Origin of the sequence: Pedobacter paludisoli (assembly GCF_052344095.1) — a bacterium.
GTDB lineage: Bacteria > Bacteroidota > Bacteroidia > Sphingobacteriales > Sphingobacteriaceae > Pedobacter.
On record NZ_CP179926.1, the window covers coordinates 2169037 to 2181835 of the forward strand.

Genomic DNA, 12799 nt, shown 5'->3' on the forward strand with positions numbered 1-12799 from the left:
TGCTTTCTTGATTAGAAAGCAACTTAATTACTCTTTTAGTGCGCAAAATCTGCTGCATGTACTGATCGGCGTGTAATGCCTTCATATTCGTATTCTAGATTGAGCGTAAAACCTCCTCCCCCTTCGATAAACTTCAGTAAAAAAGGATGATAGCCTGCCTTTAAAGCTACTTGTGCCGATTTCTCAAACGCACTGTGCAAACCATCGTTGTCAATTAATAAAGTATCATCGATGTATAAATTACTTCCATCATCTGATTTTAAATAAAACGTATAAATAGCATCCTTGGGCGCATAAAAATAACCTTGATGTTTCGTACCAAAACTTTTCCCTTTGGTATCAGCTGAAATTTCAATTGCTTCAGTTATAGATGAACTAGTTTTATCCTGTTCTGAAATAGCCTCTACACTTCTATAAAATTTCGGATAAAAGGAAAAATTTAAACCCTTTGCTGGATTCATTAAATTTTTACTTGAACTGTAAGGCTGCTTTTTGTAATGAATTGTATAGACATCACCTTTTATTCCGTTTGGCCTAATAGGGATGAATTTAACCTCCATATCTTGCTTAATTTCTACGTTCCCTACATATATTTTCGATTGTTCAGTTGGTTTAGATCCATCCGTTGTATAGTGAATCACAGATGAACTCAACGGATTTATTATCTTCAGATTGGTTTGATCAATAAATACGCTATTCGCTGAAAAACCAGATAAATCTGGCATTCGATAACCAATTTTGAGTGCATCTAAGATGGGGTATTGACGATTCATTTTTTGAGAAAACACTTCCCAACTAGGTTTTTGCGTAGCCCATGCATTTTCTGCCATGGCCAATAAACGCGGAAATACCATGTACTCAAATTGACTTTCTGTTGGAATGTACTCGCTCCATGCTGCAGCCTGTACACCTAAAACCAATTCCTTTTCTTTATTTGTTAACCCATATTTATCGGTATCAAAAGAAAGCACTTTCTTTAAAGAGTTTGCATCTTGCTTGGCATCGAAATAACAATACTCGCCAGGCAATAAAATCATTTCGTTTCCATTTAGGGCAGCCTTTTTGGGTGCATCTGGCACCCATGCGCGCCAATACATGATAGTAGCATTTGTAGGTGCGCCGCCTTTCAATATTTCATCCCATCCAATTAATTTTTTTCCTTTACTGGCAAAAAATTTATCCATTCTGCGCACGAAATAACTTTGAAGCTCATCTAAATTTTTAAGTCCTTCTCTTTTCATTATTTCATCGCATTCGGGCACATCTTTCCAGCCATCGGTTTTAACCTCATCTGCCCCTAAATGAATGTACTTACTTGGAAACAAATTGGCTATTTCAGCAAAAACGTTTTCGGCAAAGGTGTACGTACTTTCTTTGCAAGGACAAATGGGTTCAGAAAAATCACCTCCAGTATGCAAAATTTTGGATGCTGTTAACCATGGAAATTGTTTTATTGCTGCCATCATATGACCCGGCATATCAATTTCAGGGATTATTTCAACTCCTCGCTTATCGGCATATTCAATAAGGGCTTTCATATCCTCCTGGGTATAAAATCCTCCATACTGTTTTATACCATTTACCATTTTAAAGTGCTTTTCAGGCAGTTGAAAATTCGGATTGTCTTTGGCCAAATCTAAACAAACTGAATCATGCTTATTATACGTACGCCAGGCTCCTTTTTCTGTTAATTCTGGATATTTTTTGATTTCGATACGCCATCCCTGATCGTCTGAAAGATGTAAATGCAATTTGTTAAACTTATAAAACACCAATCGATCTACCAGTTTATGCAAATATTCCATATCGAAAAAGTGACGGGCTACATCGATATGCATGCCACGCCAATGATATTTTGGTTGATCCACAATTTTTGCACAGGGTAACAAAGCCTCTTTGGCTTCAAATATGGATATTCCTGCTAATTGCTTTACTGTCGCAACGGCCCAATTTGCCGCTTGGGATGTTGGAGCCAGTATTTTTATTTGCTGTGCTGCAATTTCGATACGATATCCTTCGCTATTGGAAATACTTTTATCATGTACTAAAACAATGGAGTTCTTGGGACCATTCAGTTGTTTAAAACTCGATGTGATGCGTTTTAACTCTTCATTTGCCCCAATGAAATGATCATTTCCTGAAAGCTGTGTGTTTCTATTCCACGTAAACATTCCCGAATTTTGAACGAATTCAAGCGGTGTTGGTACAAGGATATTTTGCTTCGTTTGGGAGGAAGCAGAGGATCCGCTCCATGCCAAAATAGCAAGGATAGCTAATTTGTAAAGTTTCATTTGGTCAAAATTTGTGACAAAATACAAAAAAGTGCAGTATCTGACACACATTTTCACTGATTGAGAAAACAATTACTAAAAGGGTTTAGAAAACAACTAAACAAAGATTTTCACAAATCTTATTTACCACTTATCGGTCGATACCGTTTTTGGCTTCGTAACTGGTTGAACAGTAATAGTGGCAGCGGTAGCCATGCACTTTTTAAAGTCATCAGCAAATTTGCTGACCTTTGAATAGGCTCCGTCTACAATATCTTTCCATTCTCCAGCGTTTAGCTTTCCAGCCTTTTGTTCCAGTGGTGTAGGGTAATCGGAGGTAGGAACATAATTACTGTACCGATCGCGTTGGTATGGAATAAAATTAAAATCGGTTAACCAAAACCGGTATTTGCCATTTCTAGCTTCAAAATTAAAATTATATTGAATTTCTCCACTAGGATGACCGGCTATCAATAAGGTTTTATCGATGACCGTTTTTCCTTTTGCCAAAATTGAGGTATCACTTTTCTGGTTAAGGCTAAGTGTTTTTTTATATAATTTTTTAACAAAATAATTGGCGCGCTGCATCAAACTATCTTTTGGTGTTGCCTTTGTGCTCACCACTTCATAATAGATATACTTTCCACTTTCATCTATAGAAAATTCTTTTTGCTGTGCGGACAACTTGGTAAACAAGAGAAGTAAAAACAAAAGAAAGGTATATTTTTTCATGATATTGAATTTGTATAAAATTACTATAATTTTCAGAATTGAAATGATGGTGCATGCAAATAAAAAGCCGCCAATTAAAAACTGACGGCTTAAACTATAAAATATAAACTGAACTAAAAAGCGTAAACCGCCGCCAATGAAAATTGACCTGCATTAGGAGCAAACGTTCCGTTTTTATTCACAAACCCAAAACCACCATCACTGTTGTGATCTAAACGAACCTCTGGAATAAAGGTTAAGCCTCCTGATTTAATGTTAGCTGATAGAGTAAAATCTAACACTTCCGGTCCTTTTACAATACCCACATCCTTATATTTAAAATACTCTGCACGTAAACCTAAGCTAACCGCTTCGCTAAATGCAACCTGAGGATATAAAGCCACCCCGGTGTAACCACCTGCATCATCTTTTAAATCGTAATCAGCAGCATTTAAACCTAACTTAAAGGCTTTAGTAATTTGATAGGCCGTGGTTAAATCTAAAACTGTACCGTAACCACCTGCTCCTGCTCCCGATAATACATTCAAATAGGCCGTCCAGCCTTCTACCGGAGCCACCATTAATTGCGCACCAATGCTTGACACGCCACGTGTTGCCGTATACAAATTCCAATCGTTAAACAAACCTGCCATTAAGCTCACTTTGTCTGAAAACTTATAAGTTGCTTTTATGCCCGCATTTTGAAAGGGACCATTGTAAAACAAATAAGAGGTTGAATAGTTAAAATTCCCAACTGGAGAAATTACTTCATAGCCGACAAAAGTTCCCATGTAACCAGCCGTCATTGAAAACTTATCTGTGAAATCGTAATTAACATATAAGTTTTGAATGTTAAACGACGAACCATTTGCCGCAGCATCTGGAATGGATTGCGATTGACCGCGTGGGCCAAAAGAAATTTCGCCAACAAAAGATGCTTTACCGGTTTTCTTCTTTAAAGCGATATCGATCATACCTAAAGAAACCGAGTTGTGATCAGAGGCAAAAGAGGTAACATCACTAATGTTGCCTGCCTGTTTAGCAAAATCGTACTTGTAATACGTATCTACTGAACCAGATAATTCTAATGGTGAAGGAGTGCTTTGCGCTAGGACACACGTCGTGCTAGCCATGCCAAGCATAGCGAGTAGAATTTTTTTCATAAGAATGATTTTTAGTGTATGGTTAATAGTTGTTTTCGGTTAAATTAGTCGGTTCTATCTGACTGGAACCGACTAATTTGGCTGAGATTTTAAGAATGTAGAAGTATAAAATCTCGGTATATTTTGCAATGCGATTAGAACGAAGGTTCTACCGAACTGTCTTTGATGAAAATCTCTTTTTGATCAACGATTAGCGTACCTTGTGTATACTTCTCGTTATGTTGCGTAGCATCTAAACCTTCTTCTTCCTCTTCTGCTGTTACACGAATTGGTTGTACTAAGTTGATTACCTTGAAGATGACGAATGAAACGATAAAACTGAATGCAATTACAATTACGGCTCCTTTTAATTGCGTGATGAAGAATGTAGGGTTTCCGTAAAACAAACCATCAGCACCTGCTGCATTTACAGTTTTAGTGGCAAATACACCTGTTAACAACATACCTACAATACCACCAACACCGTGACAAGGGAACACATCTAATGTATCATCTAAACTTGTTTTTTGTTTCCAAGAAACAGCCAAATTAGAAATAACCGCTGCAATAGCACCAATAAAGATACTAGATGGAATGCTTACAAAACCTGCACCTGGTGTAATGGCTACCAAGCCAACTACTGCACCAATACAGAATCCTAATACTGAAGGTTTCTTGCCGCGTGCAACATCGAAAAACATCCACGATAAACCAGCAGCACCTGCCGCTGTGTTGGTTGTTAAAAATGCAGAAACTGCTAAACTACTTGCACCTACTGCCGATCCTGCATTAAAGCCGAACCAACCGAACCATAATAAACCAGTACCAATTAATACATACGGAATATTTGCAGGTGGAACTTCGATATGTTCCATGTGCGTTTTTCTCCGTTTTAAAACCAAAGCTCCTGCTAAGGCAGCCATACCTGCTGAAATGTGTACTACTGTACCCCCTGCAAAGTCTAAAACGCCCATTTGGAACAATATTCCATCTGGATGCCATGTCCAGTGTGCTAAAGGCGAGTAAACAAATAAAGCAAACAGGACAATAAATAAAATATACGATGTAAAACGAATACGTTCAGCAACAGCACCTACTACCAATCCTGGCGTAATGATGGCAAACATCAATTGAAATACAGCAAACAACGAAAGTGGGATGGTTGCGGCTAAACTCCAAGCTGGCCCAGAATTTACGCCTTGAAAAAAGAAATACGTACTTGGGTCACCTATAAAACCGCCGATTGATTTTCCAAATGCTAAGCTGAAGCCTACAACAATCCACAATACTGTTACAATACCTGCAGCTACCACACTTTTAATCATGGTTGATAAAATGTTCTTACGATGAACCATCCCCCCGTAGAAGAAGGCAAGACCTGGAGTCATCAGAAACACTAATGCTGCTGCAATTAGCATAAAAGCTATGTCTGCTGCGTTGTACTTCCCTTCATCAAAGTTGGGTAATAAAGGAATAAATAACGCCAAGATTGCGATTATCATCAAAATGACAAATGGCGCATACTGTTTAACTAAAATTTTAGCCATAGTTTGAAGTTTAATTTTTTTTTAGTTACTATTTGATTTAATTTTTTTATAAAAATACAAATTATCACCATTTAGTCATTAAAAAATCAAAAATTTATATCTTAAAAACTAAATTTTTATAAAAACAACCAAAAAACAATCAAAAAAATGAAATAAATCAAAAATTTAACTCAATCAACCTACCTGTTTTACCAAAACATCAACACATTTTAAATAATCTTCCAAAAACAACAAAAGCCGTCGAAAAAAATCGACGGCTTAAGTAAAAAAATTAAATCGAACTAAAAAGCATATACCGCTGCCAATGAAAATTGACCTGCGTTAGGTGCAAACGTTCCATTTTTATTCACAAAACCAAAACCGCCATCACTGTTGTGATCTAAGCGAACCTCCGGAATAAAGGTTAAGCCTCCTGATTTAATGTTAGCTGATAGAGTAAAATCTAACACTTCCGGCCCTTTTACAATACCCACATCCTTATATTTAAAATACTCTGCACGAAGACCCAAGCTAACCGCTTCGCTAAATGCAACCTGAGGATACAAAGCTACTCCTGTGTAACCACCTGCATCATCTTTTAAATCGTAATCAGCAGCATTTAAACCTAACTTAAAGGCTTTGGTAATTTGATAGGCCGTGGTTAAATCTAAAACTGTACCGTAACCACCTGCTCCTGCTCCCGATAATACATTCAAATAGGCCGTCCAGCCTTCTACCGGAGCCACCATTAATTGCGCACCAATGCTTGACACGCCACGTGTTGCCGTATACAAATTCCAATCGCTAAACAAACCTGCCATTAAGCTCACTTTGTCTGAAAACTTATAGGTTGCTTTTATGCCCGCATTTTGAAAGGGACCATTATAAAACAAATAAGAGGTTGAATAGTTAAAATTCCCGACAGGAGAAATTACTTCATAGCCGACAAAAGTTCCCATGTAACCAGCCGTCATTGAAAACTTATCTGTGAAATCGTAATTAACATATAAGTTTTGAATGTTAAACGACGAACCATTTGCCGCAGCATCTGGAATGGATTGCGATTGACCGCGTGGGCCAAAAGAAATTTCGCCAACAAAAGATGCTTTACCGGTTTTCTTCTTTAAAGCGATATCGATCATACCTAAAGAAACCGAGTTGTGGTCAGAGGCAAAAGAGGTAACATCACTAATGTTGCCCGCCTGTTTAGCAAAATCGTACTTGTAATACGTATCTACTGAACCAGATAATTCTAATGGTGAAGGAGTGCTTTGCGCGAACGCTACAGAAGTACTTACGCAAGCAGCTAAAGTTAGTAGGGTTTTAAATTTCATAGTTTTTTGTTTGGGTTAAAAAATAAATGTTACCTATTGTTTAGTCGTAAACAATCAATTAAAATTCTGAAACAGTCAGCTTTTGTTGTGATTTTGCGAAACGCATGGTAAACCTTTTGAAATCCAGGCTAAAACCCAATGCAGCAAAATACACCACACTAAAAACCAACGAAATAATAACACTTGCAATAATGGCCACCTTAGCTATATCCTGAACCATCAACTCATTAAAAGCAAGCATGGTAGTAAAAATTGACATCGTAAAACCAATCCCCGCCAATGACCCCATTCCCAAAATCTGCTTCCAACTGATACCATCCGGCAAACTCGCTACTTTAAAAAATACAAGCATCCGTGAAAACAAATAAATACCCAATGGCTTTCCAACCACTAAACCCAGCATAATGCCTACTGCTACTTTACTGTTTAACGCTTCTGTAAGTTGTGAAGGAAGCACGATTGCCGTATTGGCAAGCGCAAATAGCGGCAGCACCAAAAAACTCACATACCTATGCAAGGCTTTTTCGATAACAACCAACATCTGAGCAGGCACTCCAAACGCGACTAATACACCAGATATCCCAGCCTCGATACCCGAGTTAAACAAGCAAAGCCATAAAAGGAGCGAAAGCATAATTTGCATGAAACCAAATTTGAGTTTAAAGTAGGTACAAGCCAACAACAGCCCGTAAATTACAGCAGAACAAATCAAGAAGAATACGTTTATGTGTCCGCCATAAAATAAGGCAATTACCAAAATAGCACCCAAATCATCAATAATCGCCAAGGCCATCAGCAATATTTTCAAGGAAATCGGAACCCGCTTACCTAAAAGCGCTGCAATCCCAATTGAAAAAGCTATATCGGTTGCCGTTGGTATCCCCCAACCACGTATATAGGCCGTTTGAAAATTAAATGCGATAAAAATCAACGCCGGAACAACCATCCCTCCTAACGCAGCACCAAACGGCAATACCGCTTTTTTAAAACTCGATAATTCTCCACTTTGAAGTTCCCTACGTATTTCCATCCCTGCTATCAAAAAGAAGAAAGCCATCAAAAAGTTATTTATCCAGCTACCTAAATTTTCAGGGAGTTTCAATCCCGCAACAGAAGCAGGCCACTCATGCTCCCAGATATTCTGATAACTTTCAGCAAAAGCAGCGGTGTTTGCAAAATAAATGGAAACAACCGTACACATGATTAACATCACTCCGATAAATCGGCTATCATGAATAAAAACCAATACCGGACTAATCGCCTTCCTTAATTTTGTCATTTTTACTAGGGTTTGATTTTAAAAGCTTCCAAAGTCAACATGTGAATGACCCTGGAAGCTTTAGAATATTATTCTACTGTTATCTCTTCTTCCATCATGAATCCGGCATATGCCACATTTCCATGCTCACCAATATCAAGACCTTCTATTTGTTCTGCATCAGACACACGTAAGCCTATTGTTTTCTTAATAATGAAGAATACAACAAACATGGCAACTAACACATAAATCATTACAGAAAATACGCCAACCGCTTGCACATACAATTGATGGAAACCTCCGCCAAAGAAAAGACCATCTTTAATAGCAGTCTCTTCAGTCCAATATGCTGCATCAATGGAGTGTTGCCCCCAAATACCCACAGCCAATGTTCCAAATGCGCCACAAATACCGTGTACACTTATTGCTCCTACAGGGTCATCAATTTTCAATGTACGCTCCACAAATAAGCAACTAAAGAAAACCAAAACTCCGGCCACTAGACCAATTACCACTGCACTTCCTGTGCTTACCGACGCACAAGGAGCTGTAATTGCAACCAATCCTGCCAATACACCATTTAAAGTCATTGAACCATCTGGTTTTTTAAACACAATCCAAGAAGTAATTAAAGCTGCAACCGCACCGGCAGCTCCACCCAATGTGGTAGTTACCGCAATATGTGAAATACCGGCAACCGCTGTTAAAGTTGATCCTGGATTAAAACCGTACCAACCAAACCATAAAATAAATACGCCTAAAGCCGCTAACGGAAAATTATGCCCTTTAATCGTACGTATACTTCCATCTTTACCATATTTACCTAAACGCGGACCAACCAACATAGCACCAACCAACGATGCCCAACCCCCAACGGAGTGAACCACCGTAGAACCTGCAAAATCTCTCATACCCATATCACTCAACCAGCCACCACCCCAAATCCAATGACCACTAATAGGATATACGATAGCTGAAATAATACAAGAATACACGATATATGAAATAAGTTTTGTACGCTCTGCCATAGCACCTGAAACAATAGTTGCTGCAGTTGCTGCAAAAACCACCTGAAACAACCAAGCTGCACTAACTGAATAGCCTGCTGCATCTGATGGCGCATTAGCCGAACTCAAAAAAGACAAAGCAGTATCAAAGCCAAAGAAATTGAAATCGCCACTAGAATACATGATCGCATAACCTACCGCCCAAAACAACAGCGCACCAAAACAAAAATCCAGTAGATTTTTCATCATAATGTTCACGGTGTTTTTTGCTCTAGTCATCCCAGCCTCCACCATCGCAAAACCCGCCTGCATAAAGAAAACTAAGAAACCACATAAGCAAAGCCATAAAATATTTGCTACACTTTGCGGCAACGCGGGCTCAGAAGCAGGCGTCTCTTGCCCAAACGCCACATTTGGCTGAATAATAGAAACCACAAGAAACGAAAGCATACCCATAATGAGGTAAGAAGGAATTTTCTTTTTTAGAACATTTAATTTCATAATTGTTTGTTTAGTTTATGGATGATTAGTTAATATAAATTTCAATATTCAAGAAAAAAGGTATTGTTTTTCATACAATTTCCTACCTAAATTATAAATAAATATCAAAAAACAATAAAATTTTAACTAATAACTACATAATAATCAACCAAAAACACAAAAAACATCAAAAAAATCAATCAAAACATTATAATAATCACAAAAAAATTATTAATAAATAAAAAAATTTATTTTTTTAAGAATAAAAAACCAAATAATTATAAAATTATGACAAAAATTCAAACGAAACATACCGCAAAACAAAAAGCCCACGAGAATATCGCGGGCTTAAATAGGAAAAATCCTTCTTTTTACTACTTTATAAAAGAAGAACCTTGAATAATTCCTCTTTTTTCGATTTCTTTATCTATATAATTCTGTATGAGGGTCTTTTTTAATCCCCAGTTAGGGGCAATTAATAATTCCCAATCTGAAATACCAAACAAGCGCTGAATCACGATATCTGGCCGCAACAGCGGGATAATCTCGCACAACAAATCAGTGTAGGTTTCTAATGTAAATAAGGGAAATGGGTCCTTTTTATATTTTACCCCCATAATAGAGCCTTCCACAATGTGAAGATGATGGAATTTTACAAATTTTATCTGCGGAAAACGATTGATTTCATGAATATAACCATGCATCTGCTCTCTGGTTTCCCAAGGGAAGCCAAAAATTGTATGTACACATAAATCTAGGGGCGAATTTTCCAACAGTTTTACCGCATCCACAAACTCTCCATGACTACAGCCTCTGTTAATTTTCAAAAGCGTATCATCGTAGATAGACTCCATTCCCATTTCTAAATCTACATCAAAACGATCGGTATAACTCTCTAACAAAGCTATCTTTTCCGCATCAATACAATCCGGACGCGTACCTACTGAAAACCCTACAATATCTTCGGTATTTACCGATAAAGCCTCATCGTACATCATTTTTAAATAATGTGCAGGCGCATAGGTATTGGTATTAGGCTGAAAATACACAATAAACTTTTCTGCTTTGTACATTGTACGGGCACGTTGCATACCCTGTTCCAATTGCTCGCGTATACTAGGCAGTTTTCTACTTAATTCAGGCGTAAAAGAATCCACATTGCAATAAGTACAACCACCATACCCCTTACTTCCATCTCTGTTTGGACACGTAAAACCTCCGTCAACAATTACCTTAAATACACGTTGCCCATTGTATTTTTCACGTAAGTGTATTCCATAATTTTTGTAGCCTTTTATACCTAAATCTAACTGTGTTCCCATTGGCTGCAAAGATAAGCAAAAGTATTGGTAGAACACTTTCTAGAGAAAAGCCAACCGACATAAACACAACACAGATGATAAACAAAGTTTTAGGATTTTGAAAAGCACGTGCCGTGTTCCATCGCAAACAGCAGCCCGTTATTCGTTCATACGCCTGCAAGCCTTACACACAGGCCAGTATCCACTCCTACCGGGTTTAAAAACAGAGGACAAAAAAAAACGTGGCAGATTTCGAAAACCTGCCACGCTTAAAATTTATGCTTTCTTCCGATTAATTATCAAATAAACTGGAACTCCTATCAAAACGATTAAAAGACCCGGCCAAGTATATTGTTGCTTATAGATTAAAAGTAGCAAACAGAAAGCACTTCCAATCAACAAATACACAATTGGGGTAATTGGGTACAACCATGTTTTATAAGGCCTTTCGATATCAGGCTTTTTAAACCGCATGTAAATAACGCCAAAAACAGTAATCATGTAAAACAATACGATTACAAAAGAAATCATATCCAGTAAGTTTCCATACTGTCCGCTTAAACATAAAACAGAAGCCCAAATTCCTTGCATCCAAAGCGATTTTTCGGGCACTCCGTTTTTATTATTATCAATAGCAGCTTTAAAGAACATACCGTCTTTTGCCATGGTTTGAAAAACCCTTGCTCCTGCCAGTACAATACCATTCACACAACCGAAGGTTGAAATCATAACCAATACAGCCATAATATACGTACCAATTCCGCTACCAAAAATTTGCTCAGAAGCAGCAACTGCCACCCGATCATTTGGAGCAAACGCAATTGCATCCCTACCCAATGTATTGAGATATACAAAATTAACCAACAAATAAAGTATCATAACCACCGTTGTTCCCAACACCATCGAACGGACAACATTCTTTTTAGGATTTTCTATTTCCCCCGAAATAAACGTTACATTTTCCCAAGCTACACTCGAAAATACCGAACCTACCATGGCTGCTGCAATTCCACCAACAATAGCCATCCCAGAAATAGATTCCCAACCAGACTTCATTAAATTTCCACTGGTATCTGTTGCCAGATTACTGAAAGCTGCCCAACCAAATTGCATGTTTTCAGCCCAAAAATTACTGTTTACCAATAAGAAACCTAAAACAATTAAACCAATTATAGCTACAACTTTAGAGCCTGTAAAAATATTTTGCAGTAACTTTCCACCTTCTACACCTTTTGTATTGATATACGTAAGCAACAAAATAACGCCAATAGCCAGTATTTGAATCCAGGTAATTTTATAGCTCCCGCTTTGAAAAATTGGGGCAGCATCATTTAAAGCAGGAATCAAATACGCCGTAAATTTTCCGAAGGCTACAGCCACAGCCGCGATGGTACCGGTTTGAATCACGGTAAACAACCCCCAACCATACAGAAAGCCCATCATTTTACCAAAAACTTCTTTTAAATAGGTGTATTGCCCTCCAGCCTTTGGAAACATGGCAGAAAGTTCGCCATACGAAATAGCCGCCGCAACAGTCATCACTCCTGTTATAAGCCAAACAACAATTAACCAATAACCAGAGCCCAGATTTCGCATAATATCGGCACTCACAATAAAAATACCTGAGCCAATCATCGATCCGACAACGAGCATCGTGCCGTCAAAAAGACCAAGTGCCTTTTTCGGCGTTTGGTCTTGTGGTTTTTTCTCCATAACAATAGTTTAGTTTGTTTGCTAATTTATTAAAAAAAAATATAGCCTTCACTCCAT

Annotated in this window: 9 protein-coding genes; all 9 read right to left on the reverse strand. The window is 37.9% G+C overall.

Annotated features, from left to right (window positions below):
• Positions 1–35: 35 nt before the first annotated feature.
• Positions 36–2291 (reverse strand): family 20 glycosylhydrolase, encoded by a 2256-nt coding sequence (locus ACJVDK_RS08760; RefSeq protein ID WP_443939895.1) that lies wholly within the window; start codon positions 2289–2291, stop codon positions 36–38.
• A gap of 123 nt (positions 2292–2414) precedes the next feature.
• Complete coding sequence (locus ACJVDK_RS08765; protein ID WP_443939896.1) at positions 2415–3002, reverse strand: DUF4468 domain-containing protein; 588 nt, start codon at positions 3000–3002, stop codon at positions 2415–2417.
• 113 nt (positions 3003–3115) lie between these two features.
• Positions 3116–4144, reverse strand: a complete 1029-nt coding sequence (locus tag ACJVDK_RS08770) for a porin (protein ID WP_443939897.1) — start codon at positions 4142–4144, stop codon at positions 3116–3118.
• Positions 4145–4278: 134 nt separating this feature from the next.
• Complete coding sequence (locus ACJVDK_RS08775) at positions 4279–5670, reverse strand: ammonium transporter (protein ID WP_443939898.1); 1392 nt, start codon at positions 5668–5670, stop codon at positions 4279–4281.
• Between the two features lie 281 nt (positions 5671–5951).
• Positions 5952–6983: a porin gene (locus tag ACJVDK_RS08780; protein ID WP_443939899.1), complete on the reverse strand. Its 1032-nt coding sequence runs from the start codon at positions 6981–6983 to the stop codon at positions 5952–5954.
• Between the two features lie 58 nt (positions 6984–7041).
• On the reverse strand, positions 7042–8262 hold the full coding sequence (gene nhaA, locus ACJVDK_RS08785) for a Na+/H+ antiporter NhaA (protein ID WP_443939900.1): 1221 nt from the start codon (positions 8260–8262) through the stop codon (positions 7042–7044).
• A gap of 68 nt (positions 8263–8330) precedes the next feature.
• Positions 8331–9749 carry an ammonium transporter gene (locus tag ACJVDK_RS08790; protein WP_443939901.1) on the reverse strand — a complete coding sequence of 473 codons (1419 nt, stop codon included), beginning with the start codon at positions 9747–9749 and terminating at the stop codon, positions 8331–8333.
• 353 nt (positions 9750–10102) lie between these two features.
• A complete protein-coding gene (locus ACJVDK_RS08795; RefSeq protein WP_443939902.1) occupies positions 10103–11050 on the reverse strand; it encodes a TIGR01212 family radical SAM protein in 948 nt (315 codons plus the stop codon).
• 255 nt (positions 11051–11305) lie between these two features.
• Positions 11306–12742 (reverse strand): APC family permease, encoded by a 1437-nt coding sequence (locus ACJVDK_RS08800; protein WP_443939903.1) that lies wholly within the window; start codon positions 12740–12742, stop codon positions 11306–11308.
• Positions 12743–12799 lie beyond the last annotated feature (57 nt).

Excerpts from the sequence above, each read along its gene's own strand:
- ACJVDK_RS08760 (WP_443939895.1), bottom strand. The coding sequence starts at position 2,291 with ATGAAACTTTACAAATTAGCTATCCTTGCTATTTTGGCATGGAGCGGA.
- ACJVDK_RS08765 (WP_443939896.1), bottom strand. The coding sequence starts at position 3,002 with ATGAAAAAATATACCTTTCTTTTGTTTTTACTTCTCTTGTTTACCAAG.
- ACJVDK_RS08770 (WP_443939897.1), bottom strand. The coding sequence starts at position 4,144 with ATGAAAAAAATTCTACTCGCTATGCTTGGCATGGCTAGCACGACGTGT.
- ACJVDK_RS08775 (WP_443939898.1), bottom strand. The coding sequence starts at position 5,670 with ATGGCTAAAATTTTAGTTAAACAGTATGCGCCATTTGTCATTTTGATG.
- ACJVDK_RS08780 (WP_443939899.1), bottom strand. The coding sequence starts at position 6,983 with ATGAAATTTAAAACCCTACTAACTTTAGCTGCTTGCGTAAGTACTTCT.
- nhaA (WP_443939900.1), bottom strand. The coding sequence starts at position 8,262 with ATGACAAAATTAAGGAAGGCGATTAGTCCGGTATTGGTTTTTATTCAT.
- ACJVDK_RS08790 (WP_443939901.1), bottom strand. The coding sequence starts at position 9,749 with ATGAAATTAAATGTTCTAAAAAAGAAAATTCCTTCTTACCTCATTATG.
- ACJVDK_RS08795 (WP_443939902.1), bottom strand. The coding sequence starts at position 11,050 with ATGGGAACACAGTTAGATTTAGGTATAAAAGGCTACAAAAATTATGGA.
- ACJVDK_RS08800 (WP_443939903.1), bottom strand. The coding sequence starts at position 12,742 with ATGGAGAAAAAACCACAAGACCAAACGCCGAAAAAGGCACTTGGTCTT.